The organism is Streptomyces sp. NPDC041796, from assembly GCF_055590785.1.
The window spans coordinates 162,776-188,077 of the sequence record NZ_JBVJAH010000008.1 but is presented as its reverse complement, the minus strand read 5'-3'; the positions used below and the strand labels follow the sequence as shown (position 1 = coordinate 188,077).

The following is a 25,302-nucleotide window of genomic DNA, read 5'->3' as shown; positions in this document are numbered from 1 at the left end:
CCGGGTGAGGGTTTGTCAGGCTTGGCCTCCGCTGCGTCATACCACCCGTATGCCGGGGCAACAAGCGGAGCAAAGCGGGCATATGACGTGCCATATGGAAACTCACATGCCCGAGCTCCGTGCCGCCGCCCGGCTGATGGGGCGTCGCAACTTCCTCACGGTGGCCGCCGCCGCGGCCGCCCTGGCGTTCACCACGCACCTGCCGGCCGCCGGTGCGGCGAGCCCCGCCGTACTGGACGCGCGGAAGATCAGCGCGTATCCCTTCACCCTGGGTGTCGCCTCCGGTGACCCTCTGCCGGATTCCGTCCTCTTGTGGACGCGGCTCGCGCCCAGTCCGTACGAGCCGGACGGCGGGCTGCCCGCGCAGCGGGTGGAGGTGCAGTGGGAGGTGGCGTACGACGAGGGATTCTTCGCCGTCATCAAGAGCGGGACCGCGACCGCCCACCCGGAGTACGCCCACAGTGTCCATGTGGAGGTGCCGGGGCTCGGCGAGGACCGCTTCTATTACTACCGTTTCCGCGCGGGCGCCTGGATCAGCCCGGTGGGGCGTGCCCGTACCGCCCCTTCGCCCGACTCCTACTGGGTGCCCTCCCTGAACTTCGCGGCGGTCGCCTGCGCCGCCTATTTCGACGGCTACTACACGGCGTACAAGCACCTGGCCGCCGAGGACCTGGACATGGTGGTGCACCTGGGCGACTACATCTACGAGTACGGGGTCGACTCCGCCGGGGGCCACCGCGGCTACACCGACCGGCGGCTGCCCGCGCACTTCAACCAGGAGACCGTCACCCTCCAGGACTACCGGCTGCGGTACGCCCTCTACAAGAACGACGCCGATCTGCAGGCCGCGCACGCCGCGCACCCGTTCGTCGTGACGTGGGACGACCACGAGACGGAGAACAACTACGCAGGAGCGATTTCTGAGAACGGCGTACCGCCCGAGGAGTTCCTGCTGCGCCGCGCCGCCGCGTACCGCGCGTACTGGGAGAACCAGCCGCTGCGTCCGCCGCAGCAGCCGGTGGGTGCCGACATGCGGCTGTACCGGCGGCTGCGCTTCGGGCCGCTGGCCCAGTTCGACATCCTGGACACCCGGCAGTACCGCTCCAACCAGGCCTACGGCGACGGCTGGCAGACACCCGGACCCGAGTCCGAGGACCCCGCACGCACCATGACCGGCGCCGAACAGGAACGCTGGCTCCTCGACGGCTGGAAGGCCTCGGACGTCGTGTGGAACGTCGTCCCCCAGCAGGTCACCTTCGCCCAGCGGCGCAGCACCCCCACAGCCGACTACAAGGTCTCGATGGACGCCTGGGACGGTTACGGCGCCTCCCGCAAGCGCCTCCTGGACGGCGCGGTCTCCGCCGGTCTGGACAACCTGATGGTCCTGTCCGGTGACGCCCACGTCGGGTACGCCTTCGACCTGAAGGCGGACTTCAACAACCCGGCCTCCCGCGTCGTCGGCACCGAGATCTCCACGACGTCCGTCACCAGCGGCCGGGACGGTGCCGCGAGACCGGGCAACTGGAACAGCCTCACCCAGGCCAACCCGCACCTGAAGTTCTACGACGGCCGCCGGGGCTACACCGTCATCCGGCTCGGTCAGACCGCCGCCGAGATCGACTTCAAGACCGTCTCCACCGTCACCAGGCCGGGTGGCACGCTGAGTACGGCCGCCTCCTTCTCCACCGGTACGGGCATGCCCGGCCTCCACCCCGCCTGACGGTGGCCGGCGGCGCGCGGTTCACCCGTTCGGCGCCACCCACGGGCACGCCGGGCCCGCCCGGCATTGCATGGGGCCATGGGCGACCTCACCTACCGGACCGTGCTCGTGTCGGCGGCGGCCCTGCTCACCCTCGCGGGGTGCTCCGCCGACGCCCTCACACCCAAGCAACGGGCGCTGGCCGCCGTCGACGCGCTGTGCGAGGACCTCGGGGCGTTGCGGATGGACGCGGGCAGGATGGCCGACCTGAGCCCCAGGTCGCGAGGGCGCGACGAGCTCAGGGACCTCCGGGAGGACGTCGCCCACGACCTCGACCTCGTGGCGCGCAGCGCGCGCGGCGTGCGCAAGGCGCGGGCGGGTGCCGTCTCGGACGCGTACGACCGGGTCAGCAGAGCCATCGACGAGTTGCCCGGCGGCACCACGGGGGCGCAGGCCGCCCAGCGGATCAGGCCCCAGCTGGAGGCGCTGGACCGTGCCATCGCCGCCTCGCAGACATCCGTGAAGTGCTGAACGGGGAGGGCCGGAGGCCGCCTGCCGGAAGGTGCGCCGCACGCGCGCCCGTACGCGGGTGACATCGGCGTGGGGTATTTCCCCAGGGGTGACACCCCCGTCGGGCCTCCTCCTGAGCCCTGGGCGGGGCAGCTGCTCGGGCGGGCGGTCAGCCCCGGTAGCCCTCCAGCAGCCGGAGCCACACCTCGCTGATCGTGGGGTACGCCGGAACCGCGTGCCACAGGCGGGCGATCGGCACCTCGGCGGTGACGGCGATCGTGGCGGAGTGGAGCAGTTCGCCCACCGCCGGGCCGACGAGGGTGACGCCGAGGAGGATCTCGCGTTCGAGGTCGACGACCATGCGGGCGCGGCCCCGGTAGCCGTCCGCGTAGAGGCCGGAGCCCGCCACCGCGGCGAGGTCCTGGTCGACCGCCCGTACGCGGTGGCCCGCCGCCTCCGCCTCGGCGAGGGTGAGGCCGACGGACGCGGCCTCGGGGTCGCAGAAGACGACCTGGGGCACGGCGGCGTGGTCCGCGGTCGCGGCGTGCGCACCCCAGACGCCGGTGTCGAGCGGGGCCTCGCCGTCGGCGCGGACGCCGATGGCCGCTCCGGCGATACGGGCCTGGTACTTGCCCTGATGGGTGAGGAGGGCGCGGTGGTTGACGTCGCCGACCGCGTACAGCCAGTCGCTCCCGTCGACCAGGCAGGTGTCGTCGACGGTCAGCCAGGAGCCCGGTTCCAGGCCGACGGTCTCCAGGCCGAGGTCGTCCGTGCGCGGGGCGCGACCGGTGGCGAAGAGGACCTCGTCGGCCTCGACGCGCCCGCCGTCCTCCAGGACCACCGTGACCGGTCCGGCGGGATCCGGGCGCTCGACGGCGGTGACGGAGACGCCGGTACGGATGTCCGCGCCCGCCTCGGTCAGCGCGCCCGCGACGTACTCGCCGACGAACGGCTCCATCCGCGGGAGGAGGCCCCGCCCGCGTACCAGCACGGTGACGTGGGAGCCGAGCGCCTGCCAGGCGGTGGCCATCTCGGTACCGACCACTCCCCCGCCCACCACGACGAGCCGGCCTGGCACCCGCTGCGAGCTGGTCGCCTGGCGGCTTGTCCAGGGCCGGGCGTCGGCGAGGCCGGGCAGGTCGGGCACGACGGCGCGGCTGCCGGTGCACAGGGCGACGGCATGCCGGGCGGTGAGGACCTGCCGTTCGCCCTGGGGGCCCTCGACGGTGACCCTCTTGCTTCCGTCCAGCCTCCCGTGGCCCCGGTGGAGACGGGCGCCGATCGAGTCGAGCCAGCCGGCCTGGCCGTCGTCCTTCCAGTGCGCCACGTACGCGTCGCGGTGGGCGAGCACCGCGGGGGCGTCCAGGGGGCCCTGCACGGCGCCCCGGAGGCCGGGAACCTTGCGGGCGTCCGCACGGGCGAGGGCGGGACGGAGCAGCGCCTTGCTGGGCATGCACGCCCAGTACGAGCATTCGCCGCCGACCAGTTCGCTCTCGACCACCGCGACGCTCAGCCCCGCGGCGGCGGCCCGATCGGCCACGTTCTCCCCGACGGGACCGGCACCCACCACCACGACGTCGTACTCCACCGTTTGCGTCATGCGGTCAGTCTGGTCGTACGTGTGCGCCGTGGCCACATGGGCAGGCAGTCGGAATAGCGCGGCTCCGGGCACGGTTGTCCGGGGTCCGGGGCGATCCCCACGTATACCGGAAGAGGTAGGCAGCATGAGCACCGTAGAGCTCACCAAGGACAACTTCGATCAGGTCGTGACGGACAACGACTTCATCCTGATCGACTTCTGGGCTGCCTGGTGCGGGCCGTGCCGCCAGTTCGCGCCGGTCTTCGAGGGCGCCTCCGAGCGCCACCCGGACCTGGTGTTCGCCAAGGTCGACACGGAGGCGCAGGCGGAGCTGGCCGCGGCGTTCGAGATCCGGTCGATCCCCACCCTGATGATCGTGCGGGACAACGTCGCCGTGTTCGCCCAGCCCGGGGCGCTGCCCGAGGCGGCCCTGGAGGACCTGATCGGACAGGCCCGCAAGCTGGACATGGACGAGGTGCGCAAGTCCATCGAGCAGGGGAAGACCGAGGCCGAGGCCTGAGAAAGACCTTTGTGCGGTTGGACCCCTGGGCACGGTGGGCCCAGCACCACCTGAGAAGGCCTTCGTGCGGGGGCGGGGTCGCGCCACCGCCCTGGAGCAGGGCTTGGTGCGGGGCGCGCCACTGGGGCTGCCTTCGTGCAGGCTCCCTGCAAGGGCAGCGGATGCCAGGGCCTTCGTGCAAGGGCAGCGGATGCCACCGCGCCTGGCCCTCGTGCAGGGCCGCAGATGCCGCCGCGCCCGGACGAGGCCTTGGTGCGGGCGCGACCGCCCGGGCGGCGCGGCCGGCCGCGCCTCTCAGCGTTCCAGTACCAGCGCCAGGCCCTGGCCCACCCCGATGCACAGCGCCGCGAGGCCGGTCCCCGAGCCCGCGGCCGCCAGTTGGTGGGCCACGGAACCGGCCAGGCGGGCGCCCGAGGCGCCCAGCGGGTGGCCGATGGCGATGGCGCCGCCACGCGGGTTCACCACGGAGGGGTCCAGCTCGGGCCACTCGGCGAGGCAGCCCAGCGACTGAGCGGCGAACGCCTCGTTCAGTTCGAACGTGGTGAGGTCGGCGAAGGTGCGCCCCGCCTTCGCGAGGGCACGCTGCACCGCCTCGACCGGTCCGAGCCCGAAGAGCTGCGGCTCGATGCCGGTGACGGCCGACGCGCGGACACGGGCGAGCGGCTCGCGGCCGCAGGCTTTCAGGCCCTCCTCGTCGACCAGCAGCAGCGCGGCGGCACCGTCGTTGAGCGGTGAGGCGTTTCCGGCTGTCACGGTGCCGGTGCCGCCGGTGCGGAAGGACGGCTTCAGCTTGGCCAGCGCCTCCATGGACGTGTTGTCACGTACGCATTCGTCGCGGTTGAGGTCCACTCCCCCGTACGGCACGACCTCAGCGTCGTACAGCCCCTCCGACCAGGCGGCGGCGGCCTTCTGATGGCTGGCCAGCGCGAAGGCGTCCTGCTGCTCGCGGGTGATCGCGTGCTTGTCGGCGATCAGCTCGGCGCCCTCACCCAGCGGAACGGTCCATTCGGCGGGCATCCTCGGGTTGGTCATGCGCCAGCCCAGCGTGGTCGAGTGAAGCTGCTGGTGACCGGCCGGGAAGGCCCGCTCGGGCTTCTGGAGCACCCACGGCGCCCGCGACATCGACTCCACGCCACCGGCGAGGACGACCGAGGCGTCACCGACGGCGATGGCCCGGGCGGCCTGGATGACGGCTTCCAGCCCGGAGCCGCACAGGCGGTTGACGGTCACACCGGGCACGGACACGGGGAGCCCGGCGAGCAGGACGGCCATGCGGGCCACGTCGCGATTGTCCTCGCCGGCCCCGTTGGCGTCGCCGAAATAGACGTCGTCGAGGCGTACGGGGTCGAGGGCGGGCGTGCGGTCCATGAGCGCCTTGACGACATGCGCGGCCAGGTCGTCCGGCCGTACGGAGGAGAGGGCGCCCCCGAACTTGCCGATCGGCGTGCGGACGGCGTCGACGATGTAGACGTCGCGGATGCTCATCGGGTGCTCTCCCACAGGACTTCGTGACCGCTTGTTCGCCAGGTGAAGTTATCTTCATCTCCGGCCTCGCCCGAGTCTCCGCCCGGCGCCCGCCGCATGTCAACGGACCATGGTCGCCGGACCGCCCGGTCGACGGGCGGTCCGAAACGGACCTGTGGTCGAGACGGACGCTGCGGTCGGGACCGACCCGGCGGTCGAGACGGAACCGGTGGTCGGGACCGACCCGGTGGTCGTGACGGAACCGGTGGTCGACGTCCGTGGTCAGCGGATACGCACGCTCAGCCCGTAGTCCAGCTCCGCGCCGTCCACCAGCAGGGCCTCCACCGTGCGGGTCTCGGGGTCGATGTCGGCCTCCACGCCCTCGCCGGAGTAGTGGGGATAGCCCGAGGCACCCCTCTCGCCCGTGGCTTCGACGACGGCCGAGCGGATCGCGCTCCGGGCGAGGTCCGCCGCGTCGCGCCCTTCCACGTGCTCGGGCACCAGCAGGATTTCGAAGCGCTGCGGATGTGTGCTCATGCAGGCGACGCTAGAGACGTTCCGCCCGCGCCGCACGTCAGGTGGATTCGCGGTGGATCGCACGGGCGGCCATCAGGTCCTGCCCGCCCGGCGTACCGTCCGGGTCGGCGACCACGCGGTCGACCAGCTCGGCCAGGTGCTGGCCGGTCTCCATGTCGATCTGGACCGTGCTCAGCCGGGGCCGCAACAGCTTGCCGAGCAGCAGGTCGTCCGCGCCCATGACCGCCGCGTCGCCGGGTACGGACACGCCCGCGTCCAGCAGGGCGCGCATCAGGAGCATGGCGTACTCGTCGTTGTACGCGAAGACGGCGTCCAGGCCGAGGGCGGGCCAGCGGGCGGCGAGGGCCTCGGCCGACTCCTCCGTGTAGGCCAGCGGCAGCGGTACCACCTCCGCGCCGGTGCCGGACACGGCACGGCGCATCCCTTCGAGGCGGGGCTCGGAGAACAGCTCGAGACCGGCCTCTTCCGGCATCACGACGCCGATGCGCCGGTAGCCGCGCTCCAGCAGATGGGCCCCCGCGCAGCCGCCCACCCGGCCGTGGTCCATGGCCAGGCTGTGGGCGCCCTCGACGGGCCGCGGCCCGAGGGTGATCACGGCCCTCGCACCCGACCGCTTGAGGACGTCGACCCCGTACGGCGTGAGCTCCACCGAGCCGAACGACACCACGGCCACGGGACGCAGCTCCGCCCAGGCGCGGGCCGCCTCGTCCCCGTCCAGACCCATGCTGCCGTACTGGACGACCGTGTAGTCCAGACGCCGCAACGCCCACTGGAGTTCGTTGAAGAAGTGGCCGTAGAGCGGCCCGACGGGGACGTGCGCGGTGGGCAGCAGCACGATCCGGGTTCGGCCGGCGCGCAGGCTGCGTGCGGCGGCGTGCGGGACGTAACCCAGCTCCTCGGCGGCCTCACGCACGCGACGGCGGGTCGGTTCGCTGATCCGTACGGCCGAGGTGTTGTTGAGCACGTACGAAACGGTGGCCCGGGAGACTCCGGCCAGCCGGGCGACATCGGCGCTGGTCGGAACGGGACGCGGGGCCGGCGGTCCGGCGGGTGGCGGAACGGGTGTCTGGGTCATCGCTCTCCGCATCTTTCCAGATCGGTGCCCTCCCGGGTCTGGCGGATGGCAGGAAGGGGGTGCTACACAGTCCTCAACCTGCCAATTGACACGTGTCATCGCCTACCGCGTGGCTCCCCGTCCTCCCGGAGGGCAGCGCCCCGCACTCCGCGCCCGGAAGGCATCACCATGCTTCTGCACACCATCACATGGGGCGAGGGCGATCGTGTCGCCCTGCTCATCCACGGCATCATGGCCGACCACCGCACCTGGCGGCGGGTCGGACCGGCCCTCGCGGAGCGGGGCTACCGCGTCCTCGCCGTCGACCTGCGCGGCCACGGCGCCAGTGGGCGAGCGCGGACGTACACGGCGCGGGACTTCGCCGACGACGTGGTCGCCACCCTGCCGACGGGCGCCGACCTCGCCATCGGGCACTCGCTCGGTGGTCTGACGCTGTCACTCGCCGTCGAGCGCCTCGCACCGCGCCGGGCGGTCTACTCGGACCCGGCGTGGCACCTTCCGGCGGGTGAGGACGGCTTCCGGGGCGAGTTGTTCGCGGGGTTCAAGGCCGCGACGAGGGAGCAGGTCACCGCGATGAACCCGCGCTGGGACGTGGTGGACGTCGACATCGAGCTGGAGACGCTGAAGGTGTGGGACGAGGCGACGGCGTACGGGCTGGAGCCGGTCGCCGGGACGGACCTGCTGCCGCCCGCACCCGTCGTCCCGTCGCTGGTGACGCTTGCCGATCCGAGCCAGTTGGTGTCACCGGAGCGGGCCGCTCTGCTCAGGGAGCGCGGTTTCGAGGTCCGGACGGTCGAGGGGGCCGGACACACGATCCACCGGGACGACTTCGACGCCTTCATGGCGGCGCTGGAGGGGTGGGTCTGATCCGCCCCGGTCAGGTGGCGGTGGCCGCCGCGAACGTGTCGCGGAACGCGCCCAGGGTCGTCGCCCCGCGCGTCCGGTCCAGGACCGCGAAGACGACCTCGTCGAAGTGCCGGGCGAACCTGCCTTCCCCGGTCAGCAGCGCCCGGAACGCGGCGGCCACCTGCCGGGGGTCGTTGCGGAAGACCCCGCACCCCCAGGCGCCCAGCACGAGTCGTCGGTAGCCGCACGCCACCGCTGTCTCCAGCACCCTTTCCGAGCGGGAGGCGAGCGCGGCCGGGATGCCTCCGGCGTCCTCGGGGGTGCGGCTGGTGATCACCCCGGCGTTGGGTGCCGGGGACGTGAGAAATCCCACGCCGTAAGGGGAGTTGAGCAGGCGGCCCCGGTCGTCGCGGAAGACCGGGACGCCCGGTGAATGGATGACCCGGTCGGTGTAGAAGGGGCTGCGTTCGGCGCGGTGGTGGTCGTAGAACTCAGGGACGCGCAGCAGTGTGGCGTACAGCGCCGAGGCACGGCAGAGGGCCTCCTCCTGCGCCTGTGCGCCGTTGAGGTAGCCGCCGCCGGGGTTGCGGGCGGAGGAGAAGTTGAGGACGGCGACGGGGGACGCGGGCGCGGCGCCGGTGAGGCGGTGGGCCGCTTCGAGGCTGGACTCGCCCGTGACCTCGATACGGGTGCTCCGGTCGGTGTCCGGGGTCACCGGGACGGGCTCCGGACCGTACATCGCGGTCCCTTCGAGACTGGCCGTGACCTGGGGTCCTATGGTGACCGTCCGGCCGTCGGGGGCCTGGTACCGGCCCACGGCCACGATCTCCTCGGTGTCCTTCGCGATGCCTCGCAGACGTGCACTCATACCCGGCATCGTCGATAATCATTCGAGCATGAGGCAACCGGATTTCCGCCTCGGAGGGCACTCTTGTGCGATCACGGACCGGTGGCTTAGGTGGGACGGAACGCTTTCGGACAGCCCTTCGACTGGAGGAGCCCGCATGCCCCTGAGCGATGTGCCGGACAGCGGCGGTCCGCTCGCCGAGGACGAGGCGGAGGACCTGCTGCGCTGTATCTGTTTCAAGACCGGACCCCCTCGCACGGTCGGGGTCGAACTGGAATGGTTCGTCCATGACCTGCGCCTCCCGCGCCTCCCCGTCACCCCCGACCGGCTCCGCACCGCCTTCGGCGCACTGCGGGCCCTGCCGCTGAAGTCGGCACTCACCGTCGAACCCGGCGGGCAGCTGGAGCTCAGCTCGCCGCCCGCCGCGTCCCTCATGGACTGCGTCACCACCGTCTCGGCCGATCTGGCGGCCGTACGGGCGGCGCTGGGCGTCCTGGGACTCACCCTCACCGGCTCCGGAACCGATCCCTGGTCCCCGCCGCGCGACCGCCTGCTGCACGAGCCGCGGTACGACGCGATGGAGCGCTACCTGGACCGTACGGGTCCGGCGGGGCGCGCCATGATGCGTGACTCCGCCTCCGTGCAGGTGTGCCTCGACGCCGGTCACGAGGAGCCCGGGCCGCTGGGCTTCGAGCGGCGCTGGCGCCTGGCCCATCTGCTGGGCCCGGTCCTGGTCGCCGCGTTCGCCAACTCCCCCACCCTGCACGGCGAACCGTCCGGTCTGCGCTCCACCCGGCAGGGCCTGTGGGCCGATCTCGATCCGGTACGCGGCACGGCGCCGGACACCGGTCGGGAGCCGCGCGCCGCGTGGGCGGCGCACGTCCTGGACGCGCCGGTGATGTGCGTCCGCGGCGGGGACGGGCCGTGGACGGTTCCCGAGGCCCTGACGTTACGGCAGTGGTTGCGGTCCGGGGAGCCGAGACCCGCCACCCGCGCGGACCTGGACTACCACCTCACCACGCTGTTCCCGCCGGTCCGGCCGCGCGGCCACCTCGAGCTGCGCATGATCGACGCCCAGGCGGGCGAGGACGGCTGGATCGTGCCGCTCGCCGTCACGACCGCGCTGTTCGACGACCCGGAGGCGGCGGAGGGCGCGTACCGCGTGGTCGAACCGCTGGCGGCGTCGACCGGTGCGGACGGGGCGCCGCCGCCGCGTGACGCGCTGTGGCGCGGTGCCGCGCGTGACGGCCTGACCTCGCCCGCCCTGCACCGGGCCGCCGTCGCCTGTTTCGCGCTCGCGCTGGAGGCCCTCCCGCGGAGGGGCGCCACCACCGCCGTCCTGGACGCCGTCGCCGCGTTCCACGAGCGCCATGTCCTGCGGGGCCGATGTCCCGCCGACGACCAGTTGCTCCCCGTGACCGTGACCGGGGCGCCCGGGAAGGACCTTCGTACATGACCGACCCCGAGAGGCTCAGGCGGCTGGCGCTGGACGCGCTGACCACCGCCCGGGCTCGCACCGCCTTGCTCACCGACTGTGTGGACGACGGCGAACTGACCTCCCAGCACTCCCCGTTGATGTCCCCCCTGGTCTGGGACCTGGCCCACATCTCCAACCAGGAGGAGCAGTGGCTGCTGCGCGCCGTGGCGGGACGTGAGGCGTTGCGCCCGGAGATCGACTCCCTCTACGACGCGTTCGAGCACCCCAGGGCCACCCGGCCCACGTTGCCGCTGCTGGCGCCCGCCGAGGCACGTGCCTACGCCTCCGACGTACGCGGCCGGGTCCTCGACGTCCTGGAGCGCACCCCGTTGGAGGGTGGCCGACCGCTGGTCGACGCGGCGTTCGCCTTCGGGATGATCGCCCAGCACGAGCAGCAGCACGACGAGACGATGCTGATCACGCACCAGCTACGGCGCGGGCCCGCCGCGCTGGACGCCCCCGAGCCGCCGCCGGGCCCGGGCACGGTGGGTCTGCCCGCGGAGGTGCGGGTGCCGGGTGGCCCGTTCACCATGGGCACGTCGGCGGAACCGTGGGCGCTGGACAACGAACGGCCGGCGCACGCGCGCGTGGTACCCGATTTCTTCATCGACACGGTGCCGGTGACCAACGGCGCCTACATGGCGTTCATCGCGGACGGCGGCTACGGCGACGAGCGCTGGTGGGCGCCGGAGGGCTGGGCGCAGATCCGCGAGCACGGCATCGGCGCGCCGCTGTTCTGGCGCCGGGAGGGCGGGCAGTGGCTGCGGCGCCGGTTCGGTGTCGTGGAGCCGGTGCCGGAGGACGAGCCGGTGCTGCACGTGAGCTGGTACGAGGCCGACGCGTACGCCCGCTGGGCGGGGCGCCGGCTGCCGACCGAGGAGGAGTGGGAGAAGGCCGCCCGCCACGACCCGGTCTCGGGCCGCTCGCTGCGCTACCCGTGGGGTGACGAGGACCCGACACCCGAGCACGCCAACCTGGGCCAGCGCCATCTGCGGCCCGCACCCGCGGGGAGCTACCCGGCGGGGCAGTCGCCGCTGGGTGTACGGCAGTTGATGGGTGACGTGTGGGAGTGGACGTCCAGCGACTTCCTCCCGTACCCCGGATTCGTCGCCTTCCCGTACCGGGAGTACTCGGAGGTCTTCTTCGGACCGGGCCACAAGGTGCTGCGTGGTGGTTCGTTCGCCGTCGACCCGGTGGCGTGCCGGGGCACGTTCCGCAACTGGGACCTGCCCGTGCGGCGGCAGATCTTCTCCGGGTTCCGCACCGCGAGGGACGCGGGGGGAGCCTGATGTGCCGCCATATCGCCTATGTGGGGCCCGCCGTACGGCTCGGTGAGGTTCTTGTGGAGCCGGTGCACGGCCTGTACCGGCAGTCCTGGGAGCCGCGTCGCCAGCGGTACGGGACGGTGAACGCGGACGGCTTCGGCGTCGGCTGGTACGCGGACCGGGACGGGGACGGGGAGTGCGATCCCGTACCGGCCCGGTACCGGCGCGCCGGGCCGATCTGGGCCGACCTGTCGTTCGCCGACCTGGCCCGGGTGGTGCGCACCGGGGCCCTGCTGGCCGCCGTCCGGGACGCCACGCTGTCCGGCGCCGACGCGGAGGCCGCCGCCGCGCCGTACGCCGCCGGGCCGTGGCTGTTCAGCCACAACGGGGCGGTCAAGGGCTGGCCCGGGTCCCTGGCGGCGCTCGCCGCGCGGCTCCCGGCCGAGGAGGTGCTGTCGCTGGAGGCCCGCAACGACTCCGCTCTGGTGTGGGCGCTGGTCCTGCACCGGCTGCGGGACGGTGACGAGCCCGGTCAGGCGCTGGCCGACACCGTGCTGGAGGTCGCCGCCGCGGCCCCGGGCTCGCGCCTGAACCTGCTGCTCACCGATGGCGAGACGGTCTGCGCGACCGCCTGGGGCGACACCCTGTGGTACCTGGCCGAACCCGGCCGTGGCCGCACGGTCGTGGCCTCGGAGCCGTACGACGACGATCCGGGCTGGCGCGAGGTCCCCGACCGCACCGTGCTCGCCGCGACCCGTACCGATGTCCTTCTGACCCCGCTCAAGGAGCCGCCCGCGTGAGCCCGTTCCTCCTGACCCGTACCCTCCCCGAGGACGCCACCGGCGCCGATCTGCGGGCCGACGTCCTGCACGGGCTGACCCGTACGCCGAAGGACCTGCCGCCCAAGTGGTTCTACGACGCACGGGGCAGCGATCTGTTCGAGGAGATCACCCGCCTGCCCGAGTACTACCCGACGCGGGCGGAGCGGGAGATCCTGATCGCGCGTGCGGCGGAGATCGCCGACGCCACGCGTGCCCGCACCCTGGTGGAGCTCGGCTCGGGCTCGTCGGAGAAGACCCGGCACCTGATCGAGGCGCTGCTGCCGGGGCTGGAGAACTACGTACCGGTGGACGTGAGTGAGAGCGCGCTGCGTGGGGCGGCCGAGGCGCTGACCGCCGAGCACCCGGGGCTGCTGGTCCACGCCCTGATCGCCGACTTCACCCGCGGTCTCGCCCTGCCGGGCACCCCGGGGCCCCGGCTGGTGGCCTTCCTGGGCGGCACGATCGGCAATCTGCTGCCCGAGGAGCGGAGGGTGTTCCTGCGTTCGGTGCGTTCGCTGCTCGCTCCGGGTGACACGCTGCTGCTGGGCACGGACCTGGTGAAGGACGAGGAGACGCTGGTCGCCGCGTACGACGACGCGGCGGGCGTGACGGCCGCGTTCAACAAGAACGTGCTGGCGGTGCTGGCGCGTGAGCTGGGCGCGGACGCCGATCCGGCCGACTTCGACCATGTCGCGGTGTGGGACCGGGAGAAGGAGTGGATCGAGATGCGGCTGCGGGCCCGGGAGGCGCTGACCGTGAAGATCCCTCAGCTCGATCTGGCGGTCACCTTCGAGGCCGGTGAGGAGATGCGTACGGAGGTGTCGGCGAAGTTCCGTCAGGAGGGGGTGCGCGGCGAGCTGGCGGCCGCCGGGATGGAGCTGGCGCACTGGTGGACGGACGACGACGGGCGGTTCGCGCTGTCGCTGGCGACGGCCGTGTGAACGGGCGTGTGTGCGGGCGGGTCGGTGGGCGCGTGCACGGCCCGCTGAGCCGCGCGCGCCAGTGAGCGGCGGTCGGTGTGCCGGCCGGCGGGGATCGGGGCGAGGATCCGGATCTCCGCGGTGAGCCCGCCGGCCGCCGCGACGCGCCACAGGGAGGCGGTGAGCGGGTCGTCCCCGACGAAGGCCGCCGGGCCGGGCGGGTGGTAGGCGATGCGTACGGGCAGGACGGCGGCGCCCGCGTCCAGCGCCGCCTGGAACGCGGCCGGCCGGAACCGGCCCCCGGCGCGGCCGCACCACGTGGAACCCTCGGGGAACACCACCACGCGGGAGCCGCTCCCCAGCGCCCCGGCGATGCCCCGGACCGTGCCGGGCAGGGCGCGCAGCCGGTCGCGCTCGACGAAGAGGGTGCCGCCCCGGGCGGCGAGCGGGCCGAGCAGCGGCCACCCTCGTACCTCGCTCTTGGCGAGCATCCGGCCGGGCAGGACGGCGGCGACGAGCGGTACGTCGAGCCAGGAGATGTGGTTGGCGACCACCAGGCCCCGGACGGCCCCCGGCGTACCCGTGACGCGGACGCGGACGCCGAAGGCGCTGAGCACCGTCCGGCACCAGAGCCGGGTGGCCCGGTCGCGGGCGGCGCGGCCGAGGGGCGCGGTGAGCGGCGCGAGGAGCACACCGGCGAGGACGGCCAGGACACCCGCCGTCAGCCGCCCCACGGCCCGGACGCGGGAGGCCACCGGCCCCGGCGTACGGGCGCAGTGGTGGGGCGTGCAGGGCGCGATGGGCAGCCACGCGCTCATCGCACCGGGGCGAGGGACAGGAAGTGGCGCAGGTAGCGGGGGTCGGTGCGGCGCAGCGACAGCAGGACGTACAGGTCGGCGACGCCGAAGTCCATGTCGTGGGCGGGCGCCCCGCAGACCCAGGCGCCGAGGCGCAGGTAGCCGCGCAGCAGCGGGGGCAGTTCGGTGCGTCCCGTGGGCCGGGTGACGCCGTCGGCGGACCAGAGCTTGTGCGGGGTGACCCAGTACTCCTCCGGGGCGAGGTGCCTGGCCTTGACCGTGTCCCAGGTCGTGGCGGCGAGGGCGCCGCCGTCGGCGAGCGGGAGGGAGCAGCAGCCGGCCAGCCAGGTGTGGCCGGTGCGGGTCATGTAGCGGGCGATGCCGGCCCAGATGAGGGAGATGACGGCGCCGTTGCGGTGGGCGGGGTGCACGCAGGACCGGCCGACCTCGACGAGGTCGTCGCGGATCGGGGCGAGACGGGTGAGGTCGAACTCGCTCTCGGAGTAGAGGCGGCCGGCGATGCGGGCGCGGTCGGGCGGGAGCAGCCGGTAGGTGCCGACGATGTCGCCGGTGGCCTCCTCGCGTACCAGGAGGTGGTCGCAGTACGAGTCGAACTCGTCGCCGTCCAGGCCCGGTTCCGGCCCGTCGAGGTGCGCGCCGAGCTCCCCGGCGAACACCTGGTGGCGCAGCCGCTGGGCGGCACGCACGTCCTCCTGGTCCTGGGCGAACGAGACGACGTAACGGGGCTGCGGGGCCGCGGGGGCGAGCGGGGGGTGGGCGAGCGCGGCGGGTGTTGCGGGCATGGTGGTCTCCTGTGCCGGAGGGAGGGACCCGGACCGCGGCTGCGCCGGCCCGGCCCCTTACTTCTTCCGTGGCCGGCTGGATTCGACATGACCGGGCGGCGGAGAGTGGGTGTGCGACGGCTGAATGCCCGGTACGCGGAGGGGTCCCGCATGGGGCTGTCGCCTCCAGCGGGCCTCCGGCACGGCCGAAGGGCCGCTCACCCTCACCCGGCCCGACGATCCGGACGAGACCGTGCTCACCACTCGGGGCCGCCCGCTGTCGCCCCACGACGAGATCCGCATCGTCGACGCCGACGGCCGGGACGTGCCCCACGGGGAGCCCTGCGAACTCCTCGTCCGCGGTCCGTGCACGCCGCGAGGCTCTTACCGGGCGCCCGGCCTCGACGCACGCTCCTTCACCGCCGACGGCCACCTCCGCACCGGAGACCTCGCGCGGCGCACGCCGGACGGCGGCCCTGGTGGTGACCGGCCGTCACCGGGACGGCCGGCGGCGGTACCGACGGACCCACCACCGTGGAGCCGGGTGTCTGTCAGCCCGCCGACGGGGCCGCGCGCCGGACCGCTGTGGCGAGGGCCTGGCCGACGGCCTTGGCCCCGTTGGCGTTGGGGTGCAGGGGCATGGCGGCGCGGGTGCGTACCCACCCTTCGATGTAGCGGTCGGCGGGTGCGGCGCACGCATCGTGCCCGATGCCGAGGCGATAGGTGTCGACGAAGTGCGCACGGTGCTGTCGGGCCGCCTGCCTCAACCGGGTGTCGAGGTGCTGGAACACGCTGTGGAGGTAGTCGGCGTCCGTGTCCCAGACGGGCTGGACGGGGAAACAGCCGCCGGGGCGGATCACGTTGCCGTAGCCGACGACGAACACCTTCGCGCGGGGGGCCCGGCGGTGGATCGTGTCCAGTGCCGCCCCGAACTTCGGCGCCCACGCGTCGATGACGGCCTTCACCTTGTCGGAGCCGCCCGCGGTGTTCCCGGCGGCGCAGCTGACCCCCGCGGGCTTGGGGCCGAGGTTGAGGCAGGCGAGGGCCAGGCCGGGCAGGCCGGTGTCCACACCGCCGACGGTGATGCTGACGACGTCGGTCCGGGACGACAGCGCGTCGTACTGTGCTCCGGTGCCCGGGTACTGGGAGCCGCTCAGGTCTTCGACGGTGGCGGCCGAGCAGCTGACGTCGGTCAGCTCGGCGCCCAGGGCCTTGGCGGCGGCGTGCGGGTAGTTGGCGAGTGAGCGCAGGCACAGCAGGTTGGAGACGTCGGGCGGCGGAACCTGCGGTGAGGCGGCATAGGAGTCGCCGAGGGCGACGTACCGGAGAGGCTCATCCGCTGCCGCGGGCACCGCCGGCGCCGCTCCCAGACAGGCGAGCATTCCGGCGGTGACGGACACCGAAAGGAAACTGCGCGGGACGAATCTCACCGGGCGACCCCTTCTCGCGGGAGTGACGTAAGTCGTGCGGTTCCACCCGTTCCAGCGTGCTGCCTGTTTTATTCCGGTTGTTCCCCGCCCCGGGTGCGGCGTGACGGCCTCCACCGCCGGGGGCGGTCAGGCGGGCACGCTCGTCGATCCGCTTCTCCCCGGTCCGGGACGCTCACCCGGTCGGCGCAGCCTCCGGCTCACCGGTCGCCGCTCAGGATGGCGGTGATCCTCGCCGAGGCGGTCTTCGCGGCGCGCTTCGGCGACTCGCCCTCCAGGACCGCAGTCATGTACGGCTTGATCGGGTTGGCCTCCTCCACGGCCGCCCATTCCGGCGAGTTGGGGGTGGCCCGGCCGCGTGCGGCGCCGACGGCCATCGCCGCGGTCGCCTCCTGGCCCTCCACGGCGCCGGCGAGGGACGCCTTGTTGGGGACGTAGTTCATGGTGCGGGCGAGGTCGGTCTGCCACTTCTCGCCGGCGAGGGCCGCGACGACTCCCAGGGCGGCGTGCCGGTCGTCCGAGTTCAGCGGGATGATCAGGTCGGAGCCGCCGGTGAAGACCGCGCACGGCTTGTCGGCGGTCCTGCCGGGAATCGGGAAGAAGCCGAGCTTGTCCTTGAGGGCGGGGTTGCGTTCCTCGATGGCGGCCGCGACGCTCGGCGGCGCGATGATCTGGGCGACGTCGCCCCTGGCGAAGACGTGCGCCTGCGGCGGGGTCTCCTCGTCGGCGTTCCTGGGTCCCTCGCCGAGTGCCTGGAGGTCCTTGTAGACGGCCATGCCGCGCAGTGCGGCGGGGCTGTCCAGGGTGCCCGTCCACGTGCCGTCCTTCTCGACCGCGAGCTCGCCGCCCTCGTCCCAGACGAACCCGGCGAGGGTGTACCAGTCCTGCCCCGCGAGGTAGATGCCCTGCGTGCCGCCGGGGCCGTCGTCGAGCTTCTCGGTGTCCTCCAGCCACTGTTCGCGGGTCCTGGGCGGCGTGGTGATGCCGGCCCGGGCGAACAGGTCCTTGTGGTAGATGACGACGCGGTTGGCGGCGTACCAGGGGATGCCGAACTGGGCGCCGTTGATCCTGCCGGGTTCGGCGAGGCCGGGGAGCCACTCCTCGTAGCCGAGGTCCCGCACCGATTCGAGCGTCAGGTCGTGCAGCAGTTCGGTCTCGGCGTACTGGGCGACCTGGGTGTTGCCGACCTCGATCACGTCGGGGGCATCGTCGCTCTCCAGCGCGGCGGTGACCTTCTTGCCGATGCCGGTCCACTCCTGGAAGGTGACCTCCAGCTCGACACCGGGGTGGTCGTTCTCGTAGGCGGTGGTGAACCGCTCCAGGAAGGCGTCGGAGACGCTGCCCTTCATCAGCCACACCGTCACCGTGCGGGTGTCGTCCTCCCCGACACCGGGCAGGACGCCGCACCCGGTCAGCCCGGGCAGGGCGGACATGAGCGCGCAGGCGCAGGCCAGGAAGCGCTTCTTCACGGACGTCACGTAGGCCACCTTTTGCGTGTGCGAGGACAGTGGACCCGACGTGGGGGGAGGCGAAGCGGGTTCGCCGCGGGCGTGATGGCTGGATTTTGGTATAGACCAAGAGGGGGGTCAAGGGGTGAGCGTCGAGGGGCGGGGTCGAGCGGTGGTCCAGGGTGGGGTCAGCCGTGGGTTCAGGGTGGGGTCGAGCGGCGGGTTCGGGGCGGGGCCGAGCGGCGGGTTCCGGGCGAGGTCGAGCGGTGGGTCGGGGGCAACGCGGGGGGCGACGCCCCACCCCTGACCCGTTGCCGCGCGGACCCGGGCGTGGTGGTGCACCGTGGAAGGACGCACCACCGGACGATGACGACCGGGCGAACGAGGAGACCCCATGTCGCACCACACCTACCGCGTCACCGAGATCGTCGGCACCTCGCACGAAGGCGTGGACGACGCGATGCGCAACGGCATCGCGCGTGCCTCGGAGACGCTGCGGAACCTGGACTGGTTCGAGGTCACGCAGATCAGGGGGCACATCGAGAACGGGCGGATCGCCCACTACCAGGTGGGTCTGAAGGTCGGCTTCCGTCTGGAGGAGGGCGCCGGGGCCGCCGACTGATCAGGTCCGCCCCTCCTTCTCCTGGGCCTCCTCGAGCGCCTGGGAGCTCTGGGCCCAGCGGGCCCGTACGACCCGGAAGCCCGCCCGTTCGGCGGCGTCGCAGACCAGTTCGTCGTCGTCGACCAGCATCCGGATCTCGCGGTTCGCGGAGAGCCGGCGAAGGATCTCCAGCTTGGTGACCCGGGCCGGGCGGCGGTCCTGGTTGCGGCGCATGTGGACCGGGCCCTCGGGCAGGCCGTGGTCGGCCAGCCAGGTGAGCGTGTCCACACGGCACCGTTCGGGCCGTCCGGTGAGGTACACCACGTCGCAGTCCTCGGCCGCCTCCAGGCACAGCTCCACACCCCGCGCGAGCGGCGGGTCCTTCGGGGCGGCGGCGAAGAAGGCGTCCCAGTCGCGCGGCCTGCGCTCCAGGAAGCGCTGCCGGTGGCCGGCGTCGGACAGCGTGTTGTCCAGGTCGAATACGGCCAGTGGCCTGCTGATTCGTGTCACGCCCCCAGCGTAGGGAATCCTCACCGGGCAGAGGCGTTGAACCAGGGCGTGAGCTCATTGATCGCTGCGACGCGTCTTTCGGTTCTGGACCGGTCCCGCACCCGCGAGGGCGAGGACGGCCGGGAGGCCCTGCGCGCCACCGTGGACCTCGCCCGCGAGCTGGAGGGGCTCGGCTACCACCGCTTCTGGGTCTCGGAGCACCACGGTGTGCCCGGTGTCGCGGGTTCGGCCCCGACCGTGCTGGCGGCAGCCGTCGCCGCCGCGACGCGCACGATCCGCGTGGGTACCGGCGGGGTGATGCTGCCGAACCATCAGCCCATCGTGGTGGCGGAGCAGTTCGGGGTGCTGGAGTCGCTCTTCCCGGGGCGGATCGACATGGGCCTGGGCCGTTCGGTGGGCTTCACGGACGGGATACGGCGGGCGCTGGGCCGTGACAAGAAGGACGCCGACGACTTCGCGGGTCGGCTGGCGGAGCTGCTGGGCTGGTTCACGGGGACGCAGTCGGCGCATCCCCAGGTGCACGCCCGCCCCGCCGAGGGGCTGCGGGTGCCTCCGTACGTCCTGGCCACCGGCGAGGGCGCGGCCATCGCCGCGGACGCGGGGCTGCCACTGGTGATGGGGGACCTGAAGGGCCGGTCGAAGGTGGTGGCGGCGATCGAACGCTACCGCGCGGACTTCCGCCCGTCCGTCTGGTCCCAGGAGCCGTACGTGATCGTCGCGGGTACCGTCGCGGTCGCGGGCACGGAGGAGGCGGCGGCGCGGCTGCTGATGCCGGAGGCGTGGTCCCTGGCGTACTCGCGCACCCGGGGGGTCTTCCCGCCGCTCGCGCCGCCGGAGCGGATCGAGCGGCTGACCATGACGGACCGGCAGCGGGAGTTCTACGAGTCGGCGCTGTGCGGCCACGTCCACGGCACCGAGGAGCAGGTGCGGGACGCGCTGGAGAAGGTCGTGAAGGAGACGGCAGCCGACGAGATCATGGTCACGACCAGCACGTACGACCGTGCGGCGTTGCGGGACTCCTATGCCGGGCTGGCCCGTGTCGCGGGTCTGACCGGTGCACACGCCTGATCCGGCGGTCGCGCCCGGTGGTGGAGAGCCACCGCGGGCCGGGGGGATCGTTCCGGGGCCTACCGGTGGCGACGGGGGCGGATCGTCGCCACCGGTAGGCCGGCCGAGTGGCGGTGCGGCGGGCGGCCGCACCGCGCCGTACCTCGCGGCGGTCCGGGAACCCTAGGCGGCCGTGTCGTACGTGTAGTGGCGGGTGTGGTCCAGCATGTCGGCCGGGGTGACGTCGTTCCAGGGGCGCATGGTGTCGTTCAGGTCGACGACGTCGGGGGTGCCGGCGGTGGGCAGATAGCCGGAGCGGGGGTGGCGGGTCTGCCAGTCGGCCCACAGCTTGTCGATGAAGGCGTGGTGGAGCCAGAACACCGGGTCGTTCGGGGAGGCACCGGTGGACATGTGGCCGCCGACCCAGACGTGGACGCGGTTGTGGAGGTTGGTGCCGCGCCAGCCTTCGAGGTGGTTGCGGAAGCCGTCGGAGGCGCTGTTCCACGGCGGCATGTCGTACGTCTCCATGGCGAGGACGCTGTCGACCTCGGCGCGGGTGGGGAGTTGACGGCCCCCGGCGCCCAGGGCGCGGCGCAGGTAGTCCCGGCCGTCGACGCGTACGGAGATCGTCCAGCGGTTCCCGGAGCGGGCGAACGGGCCGTCGGTGACCTGGCCGTCACGGGCGCGGCCGGTGCCGCCGAGGAAGTCGGGCGCCCACAGGGACGCGCGGGGCGTGCGGTCCACGGTCCAGTCCCAGTAGGGCAGGGCGACGGTCGGGTCGACGGCCTGGAGGGCCTGCTCGAACTGCAGGAGGAACCGCCGGTGCCAGGGCAGGAAGGACGGCGAGCGGTGCCCGACCCGGTCGCCGCTGTCGGTGTCGCTCATGATGAAGGCGTTGTGGGTGGTGACGAACGTGTCGTACTGGCCGGTGCGCTTGAGCTCCAGCACCGCGTTGACGAAGGTGCGCTTCTCGGTGGCGCTGAGCTGGGCCTGGTTCTTGCGTACGGTCATGGTGGTCGCGGCTCCGGGTGGCGATCAGGCGGTGACGACGGGTACGAGCGAGGCGCCCTGCAGTTCGCGGACCGCGGCGCGGGCGACGGCGCGGGGTGTGGCGAGCGGCTCGTAGTGGTTGATCACGCTGATCCAGGTGCCGTCGGCGTTGCGCATGACGTGGAGTTCCCGGCCGTCGACGCGTACGGCGTAGCCGCCGCCGTGGCCCTCGTGCCCGTGGTGGCCGTCGCCGTGGGAAGCGGCTCCCTGTATATGGCGTCCCAGGTAGATCTCGTCGAACTCCTCGGGTGCGGTGCCCGGGTGGGCGGACGCGGCGGAGGCCTTTGTGGGAGCCGTGAGGGCGCGCCCGGCGGCGAGGCCCGCGGCGGCCGAGGCTGCGACGCCGAGGGCTCGGCGGCGCGTGATGGTGGTCATGGGTAACCCCCTGTGTGATGCGGTGGTCGGGTGCCGCCGGGGGTGTGGTCAATTGCCCCCGGCACGACCCATGACTATCGGGGGTTTCCGGAGCCGGGAATTCCGCACGTGTCGGTGAGCCGTGATTCGGGCAACTCGGTATCTATAGTGCAGAATTGAACGGAGTTGATCTTACTGATGCGAGACAGAAAGAGACCCCGGAACGAAAGTCTTTCAGCGAATGTGGCAACTTCGTGAAAAATCTTTCGCCCCGGGGCGGTTGGCGTGGTAGGGGTCACGCCCTGAGACTGTCCTGATTCAGGTGCGGCGCGGCGCCTTGCGTGTCGCCCGCAGCCACTCCTTGTTCATCGCGGCGATGGACGGCAGCGGGATGCCCTTGGGGCAGGCGGTGGCACACTCACCGGTCAGGGTGCAGCCGCCGAAGCCCTCCTCGTCCATCACGCGAACCATGTCCAGGACGCGCGTCTCCCGTTCCGGCGCACCCTGCGGCAGCACGTTGAGGTGGTTGACCTTCGCCGACGTGAAGAGCATCGCCGAACCGTTGGGACAGGCCGCCACACAGGCGCCGCAGCCGATGCACTCGGCGTGCTCGAAGGCGAAGTCGGCGTCCGCCTTGGGCACGGGCGTGGCGTGCGCCTCCGGCGCCGAGCCGGTGGGGGCGCTGATGTAGCCGCCGGCCTGGATGATCCGGTCGAAGGCCGAGCGGTCCACGACCAGGTCCTTGACCACCGGGAAGGCGGCGGCCCGCCAGGGCTCGACGTCGATGGTGTCGCCGTCCTCGAACGCCCGCATGTGGAGCTGGCAGCTCGTCGTGCGCTCGGGGCCGTGCGCGTCGCCGTTGATGACGAGCGAGCAGGCCCCGCAGATGCCCTCGCGACAGTCGTGGTCGAAGGCGACCGGGTCCTCGCCCCGGAGGATGAGCTCCTCGTTGAGGGTGTCGAGCATCTCCAGGAACGACATGTCCTGGGAGATGCCGTCCACTTCGTAGGTGGCCATGGCGCCGGGGGCGTCGGCGTTCTTCTGGCGCCAGACGCGCAGGGTGAGCCTCATGCGTAGCTCCGCTGGGTGGGGTGGACGTACTCGAAGACGAGGTCTTCCTTGTGCAGGACGGGGGCGTCGCCGGTCCCCGCGAACTCCCAGGCCGCCGCGTACGAGAACTCCTCGTCCTTGCGGGCCGCCTCGCCGTCCGGCGTCTGGGACTCCTCGCGGAAGTGACCGCCGCAGGACTCGGAGCGGTGCAGCGCGTCGAGGCACATCAGCTCGGCGAGCTCCAGGTAGTCGACGACGCGGTTGGCCTTCTCCAGCGACTGGTTGAACTCCTGTCCCGTACCCGGGACCTTGATCCGCCGCCAGAACTCCGCGCGGATCGCGGGAATCCGGTCGAGTGCCTTGCGCAGACCCTCGTCGGAGCGGGCCATGCCGCAGAACTCCCACATGAGCTCGCCCACCTCGCGGTGGAAGGAGTCGGGGGTGCGGTCCCCGTCGACCGCCAGCAGGAGGTTCAGGCGGTCCTCGGTCTCGGCGAGCACTTCCCGTACGACCGGGTGCTCGTCGGTGACCGGCTCCGTGAGCGGGTTGCGGGCGAGGTAGTCGTTGATGGTGGACGGCAGCACGAAGTACCCGTCCGCCAGGCCCTGCATCAGCGCGGACGCGCCGAGCCGGTTGGCGCCGTGGTCGGAGAAGTTGGCCTCACCGATGGCGAACAGGCCGGGGACGGTGGTCTGGAGGTCGTAGTCGACCCACAGGCCGCCCATCGTGTAGTGCACGGCGGGGTAGATCCGCATCGGCACCTCGTACGGGTTCTCCGCGGTGATCCGCTCGTACATGTCGAAGAGGTTTCCGTACTTCTCCTCCACCTTCGCCCTGCCCATGCGCCGGATGGCGTCGGCGAAGTCCAGGTACACGCCCTGGCCGCCGGGGCCGACACCGCGGCCCTCGTCGCAGACGTTCTTGGCGGCCCGGGAGGCGATGTCACGCGGGACGAGGTTGCCGAAGGACGGGTAGATCCGCTCCAGGTAGTAGTCGCGCTCGTCCTCGGGGATCTCGTTCGCCGGCCGCCGGTCGCCCCGCGCCTTCGGCACCCAGATACGGCCGTCGTTGCGCAGCGACTCGCTCATCAGGGTCAGCTTGGACTGGTGGTCGCCGGTGCGCGGGATGCAGGTGGGATGAATCTGGGTGAAGCAGGGGTTGGCGAAGTACGCGCCGCGCCGGTGCGCCCGCCACACGGCGGTGGCGTTGGAGTTCATGGCGTTCGTCGACAGGTAGAAGACGTTGCCGTAGCCACCGGACGCCAGGACGACCGCGTCCGCGAAGTGGGTGGATATCCCGCCCGTGATCAGGTCGCGGGCGACGATGCCGCGCGCCCGCCCGTCGATCACGATCAGGTCGAGCATCTCGGTGCGCGGGTGCATCTCCACGTTGCCCGCCGCGATCTGCCGGGACAGCGCCTGGTAGGCGCCCAGCAGCAACTGCTGGCCGGTCTGGCCCCGGGCGTAGAAGGTGCGCGAGACCTGCACGCCGCCGAACGACCGGGTGTCGAGCAGACCGCCGTACTCGCGGGCGAAGGGCACGCCCTGGGCGACGCACTGGTCGATGATCTCGACGGAGATCTGCGCGAGGCGGTGGACGTTGGACTCGCGGGCCCGGAAGTCGCCTCCCTTGACGGTGTCGTAGAAGAGGCGGTGGACGGAGTCGCCGTCGTTGCGGTAGTTCTTCGCCGCGTTGATGCCTCCTTGCGCGGCGATGGAGTGGGCGCGGCGCGGTGAGTCCTGGTAGCAGAACTGGACGACGTGGTAGCCCTGCTCGGCGAGGGTCGCGCCGGCTGATCCGCCGGCGAGGCCGGTACCGACGACGATGACGGTGTGCTTGCGGCGGTTGGCCGGGTTGACCAGCTTCGCCTCGAAGCGGCGCTTGTCCCAGCGCTCGGCGATGGGTCCCCGGGGAGCCTTGTCGTCGGTGATCGGCGCGCCGATCTCGTAGTCCAGATAGGTCATGTCAGCTCACCACTCCGGTCATGACGGCGACGGGTACGGAGATGAAGCCCGCGGTCAGCACGAGCGCGAGGACGTTGGCGAGGGCCTTCAGGGCCCGGTCGCGGGAGGCGTTGCCCACGCCGAGGGTCTGGGCGGCGGACCAGAAGCCGTGCCGGATGTGCAGCCCGACGGCGAGCATGGCGACGATGTAGATGACGTTGCCGTACCAGGTGGAGAAGGTGGCGACGACGTTCTCGTAGGGGTGGCCGGCCTGGGCGTTCGGGTTCACGGTCAGCGTCGTCAGGTCGAGGATGTGCCAGACGATGAACAGCGCCACGATCACACCGCCCCACCGCATGGTCCGGGTCGCGTAGCTCGCGCGGCGGCGCTTGTGCACGTACGCCGTGGGCCGGGCCCTGATGTCGCGCCTGCTGAGCTGGTAGGCCGAGACGCCGTGGGCGATCACGGCCGAGAGCAGGACCACGCGGGCGATCCACAGCCCCCACTCGTAGTGCAGGACGGGCTCGCCCATCGTGCGCAGCCAGTGGCCGTACGCGTTGAACTCGCCGGGGCCGAAGAACACCTTCAGGTTGCCCATCACGTGTGCGACGAGGTAGGCGATCATGATGAGGCCGGTGACGGCCATGACCGTCTTCTTGCCGACCGTCGAGCGCCAGAACGTGCGCGGGAGGGACGGTTTCCGATCCGTCCGCGATGCCAGAGCCATGGCACC

Annotated in this window: 25 protein-coding genes and 1 pseudogene; 11 read left to right on the top strand and 15 right to left on the bottom strand. The window is 72.4% G+C overall.

Annotation, left to right across the window (positions count from 1 at the left end; translation table 11 throughout):
• Window positions 1–106: 106 nt before the first annotated feature.
• Both ACZ6C1_RS18445 and ACZ6C1_RS18440 read left to right on the top strand, forming a co-directional pair.
• The gene (locus ACZ6C1_RS18445; RefSeq protein WP_469242142.1) at window positions 107–1,720 is read left to right on the top strand and encodes an alkaline phosphatase D family protein; all 1,614 of its coding nucleotides are present in this window, start codon (window positions 107–109) and stop codon (window positions 1,718–1,720) included.
• 78 nt (window positions 1,721–1,798) lie between these two features.
• Window positions 1,799–2,230: a hypothetical protein gene (locus ACZ6C1_RS18440; protein ID WP_469242141.1), complete on the top strand. Its 432-nt coding sequence runs from the start codon at window positions 1,799–1,801 to the stop codon at window positions 2,228–2,230.
• Between the two features lie 148 nt (window positions 2,231–2,378).
• Here the strand turns inward: ACZ6C1_RS18440 and ACZ6C1_RS18435 are convergent, their stop codons facing one another.
• The gene (locus ACZ6C1_RS18435; RefSeq protein WP_469242140.1) at window positions 2,379–3,809 is read right to left on the bottom strand and encodes a dihydrolipoyl dehydrogenase family protein; all 1,431 of its coding nucleotides are present in this window, start codon (window positions 3,807–3,809) and stop codon (window positions 2,379–2,381) included.
• A 124-nt stretch (window positions 3,810–3,933) separates the two neighbouring features.
• On the opposite strand from ACZ6C1_RS18435, the gene trxA reads away from it, so the two are divergent.
• On the top strand, window positions 3,934–4,308 hold the full coding sequence (gene trxA, locus ACZ6C1_RS18430; RefSeq protein ID WP_469242139.1) for a thioredoxin: 375 nt from the start codon (window positions 3,934–3,936) through the stop codon (window positions 4,306–4,308).
• A gap of 294 nt (window positions 4,309–4,602) precedes the next feature.
• Here trxA and ACZ6C1_RS18425 read toward each other — a convergent pair whose 3' ends face one another.
• From ACZ6C1_RS18425 to ACZ6C1_RS18415, 3 genes are all read right to left on the bottom strand, one after another.
• Window positions 4,603–5,793: a thiolase family protein gene (locus ACZ6C1_RS18425; RefSeq protein WP_469242138.1), complete on the bottom strand. Its 1,191-nt coding sequence runs from the start codon at window positions 5,791–5,793 to the stop codon at window positions 4,603–4,605.
• A 261-nt stretch (window positions 5,794–6,054) separates the two neighbouring features.
• Window positions 6,055–6,309, bottom strand: a complete 255-nt coding sequence (locus ACZ6C1_RS18420; RefSeq protein WP_469242137.1) for a hypothetical protein — start codon at window positions 6,307–6,309, stop codon at window positions 6,055–6,057.
• Window positions 6,310–6,346: 37 nt separating this feature from the next.
• Entirely contained in the window at window positions 6,347–7,384 is a 1,038-nt protein-coding gene (locus ACZ6C1_RS18415) for a LacI family DNA-binding transcriptional regulator (protein WP_469242136.1), read from the bottom strand.
• Between the two features lie 168 nt (window positions 7,385–7,552).
• Between ACZ6C1_RS18415 and ACZ6C1_RS18410 the strand changes: the two genes are divergently transcribed.
• Complete coding sequence (locus tag ACZ6C1_RS18410; RefSeq protein ID WP_469242135.1) at window positions 7,553–8,251, top strand: alpha/beta fold hydrolase; 699 nt, start codon at window positions 7,553–7,555, stop codon at window positions 8,249–8,251.
• A 10-nt stretch (window positions 8,252–8,261) separates the two neighbouring features.
• Here ACZ6C1_RS18410 and ACZ6C1_RS18405 read toward each other — a convergent pair whose 3' ends face one another.
• Window positions 8,262–9,098 (bottom strand): TIGR02452 family protein, encoded by an 837-nt coding sequence (locus ACZ6C1_RS18405; protein WP_469242134.1) that lies wholly within the window; start codon window positions 9,096–9,098, stop codon window positions 8,262–8,264.
• A 136-nt stretch (window positions 9,099–9,234) separates the two neighbouring features.
• Between ACZ6C1_RS18405 and egtA the strand changes: the two genes are divergently transcribed.
• The 4 genes from egtA to egtD are packed head-to-tail and all read left to right on the top strand — an operon-like array spanning window position 9,235 to window position 13,581.
• Complete coding sequence (gene egtA, locus ACZ6C1_RS18400) at window positions 9,235–10,533, top strand: ergothioneine biosynthesis glutamate--cysteine ligase EgtA (RefSeq protein WP_469242133.1); 1,299 nt, start codon at window positions 9,235–9,237, stop codon at window positions 10,531–10,533.
• Complete coding sequence (egtB, locus tag ACZ6C1_RS18395) at window positions 10,530–11,843, top strand: ergothioneine biosynthesis protein EgtB (protein WP_469242132.1); 1,314 nt, start codon at window positions 10,530–10,532, stop codon at window positions 11,841–11,843. Before egtA ends, egtB begins: the two co-directional genes overlap by 4 nt.
• A complete protein-coding gene (gene egtC / locus ACZ6C1_RS18390) occupies window positions 11,843–12,619 on the top strand; it encodes an ergothioneine biosynthesis protein EgtC (RefSeq protein WP_469242131.1) in 777 nt (258 codons plus the stop codon). Before egtB ends, egtC begins: the two co-directional genes overlap by 1 nt.
• On the top strand, window positions 12,616–13,581 hold the full coding sequence (gene egtD / locus ACZ6C1_RS18385; protein WP_469242130.1) for an L-histidine N(alpha)-methyltransferase: 966 nt from the start codon (window positions 12,616–12,618) through the stop codon (window positions 13,579–13,581). The genes egtC and egtD overlap by 4 nt, the downstream gene beginning before the upstream one ends.
• On the opposite strand, the gene ACZ6C1_RS18380 is transcribed toward egtD, so the two are convergent.
• Entirely contained in the window at window positions 13,476–14,378 is a 903-nt protein-coding gene (locus tag ACZ6C1_RS18380; protein ID WP_469242129.1) for a lysophospholipid acyltransferase family protein, read from the bottom strand. The genes egtD and ACZ6C1_RS18380 overlap by 106 nt on opposite strands.
• Entirely contained in the window at window positions 14,375–15,160 is a 786-nt protein-coding gene (locus ACZ6C1_RS18375) for a GNAT family N-acetyltransferase (RefSeq protein WP_469242128.1), read from the bottom strand. The genes ACZ6C1_RS18380 and ACZ6C1_RS18375 overlap by 4 nt, the downstream gene beginning before the upstream one ends.
• 124 nt (window positions 15,161–15,284) lie before the next feature.
• Between ACZ6C1_RS18375 and ACZ6C1_RS18370 the strand changes: the two are divergent.
• Window positions 15,285–15,461, top strand: a pseudogene (locus ACZ6C1_RS18370) (AMP-binding protein); the annotation flags it as partial.
• 229 nt (window positions 15,462–15,690) lie between these two features.
• On the opposite strand, the gene ACZ6C1_RS18365 reads toward ACZ6C1_RS18370, so the two are convergent.
• Together ACZ6C1_RS18365 and ACZ6C1_RS18360 are read right to left on the bottom strand one after the other, a co-directional pair.
• Window positions 15,691–16,569, bottom strand: a complete 879-nt coding sequence (locus ACZ6C1_RS18365; protein WP_469242127.1) for an SGNH/GDSL hydrolase family protein — start codon at window positions 16,567–16,569, stop codon at window positions 15,691–15,693.
• Between the two features lie 197 nt (window positions 16,570–16,766).
• The gene (locus tag ACZ6C1_RS18360) at window positions 16,767–18,035 is read right to left on the bottom strand and encodes an extracellular solute-binding protein (protein WP_469242316.1); all 1,269 of its coding nucleotides are present in this window, start codon (window positions 18,033–18,035) and stop codon (window positions 16,767–16,769) included.
• Window positions 18,036–18,408: 373 nt separating this feature from the next.
• On the opposite strand from ACZ6C1_RS18360, the gene ACZ6C1_RS18355 reads away from it, so the two are divergent.
• Window positions 18,409–18,636 (top strand): dodecin, encoded by a 228-nt coding sequence (locus ACZ6C1_RS18355; RefSeq protein WP_469242126.1) that lies wholly within the window; start codon window positions 18,409–18,411, stop codon window positions 18,634–18,636.
• On the opposite strand, the gene ACZ6C1_RS18350 is transcribed toward ACZ6C1_RS18355, so the two are convergent.
• Window positions 18,637–19,125, bottom strand: a complete 489-nt coding sequence (locus ACZ6C1_RS18350) for a phosphatase domain-containing protein (RefSeq protein ID WP_469242125.1) — start codon at window positions 19,123–19,125, stop codon at window positions 18,637–18,639.
• A 57-nt stretch (window positions 19,126–19,182) separates the two neighbouring features.
• Between ACZ6C1_RS18350 and ACZ6C1_RS18345 the strand changes: the two genes are divergently transcribed.
• Entirely contained in the window at window positions 19,183–20,193 is a 1,011-nt protein-coding gene (locus ACZ6C1_RS18345) for an LLM class flavin-dependent oxidoreductase (protein ID WP_469242315.1), read from the top strand.
• 162 nt (window positions 20,194–20,355) lie between these two features.
• On the opposite strand, the gene melC2 is transcribed toward ACZ6C1_RS18345, so the two are convergent.
• The 5 genes from melC2 to ACZ6C1_RS18320 all read right to left on the bottom strand — a co-directional run bounded on the left by melC2 (window position 20,356) and on the right by ACZ6C1_RS18320 (window position 25,296).
• Window positions 20,356–21,183, bottom strand: a complete 828-nt coding sequence (gene melC2, locus ACZ6C1_RS18340; protein WP_469242124.1) for a tyrosinase MelC2 — start codon at window positions 21,181–21,183, stop codon at window positions 20,356–20,358.
• A 24-nt stretch (window positions 21,184–21,207) separates the two neighbouring features.
• Complete coding sequence (melC1, locus tag ACZ6C1_RS18335; protein WP_469242123.1) at window positions 21,208–21,597, bottom strand: apotyrosinase chaperone MelC1; 390 nt, start codon at window positions 21,595–21,597, stop codon at window positions 21,208–21,210.
• Window positions 21,598–21,894: 297 nt separating this feature from the next.
• Window positions 21,895–22,647 carry a succinate dehydrogenase/fumarate reductase iron-sulfur subunit gene (locus ACZ6C1_RS18330; RefSeq protein WP_469242122.1) on the bottom strand — a complete coding sequence of 251 codons (753 nt, stop codon included), beginning with the start codon at window positions 22,645–22,647 and terminating at the stop codon, window positions 21,895–21,897.
• Window positions 22,644–24,590, bottom strand: coding sequence for a fumarate reductase/succinate dehydrogenase flavoprotein subunit (locus ACZ6C1_RS18325; protein WP_469242121.1), 1,947 nt, complete (start codon window positions 24,588–24,590; stop codon window positions 22,644–22,646). Before ACZ6C1_RS18325 ends, ACZ6C1_RS18330 begins: the two co-directional genes overlap by 4 nt.
• A 1-nt stretch (window position 24,591) precedes the next feature.
• Window positions 24,592–25,296, bottom strand: a complete 705-nt coding sequence (locus ACZ6C1_RS18320) for a succinate dehydrogenase cytochrome b subunit (RefSeq protein WP_469242120.1) — start codon at window positions 25,294–25,296, stop codon at window positions 24,592–24,594.
• Window positions 25,297–25,302: the final 6 nt, after the last annotated feature.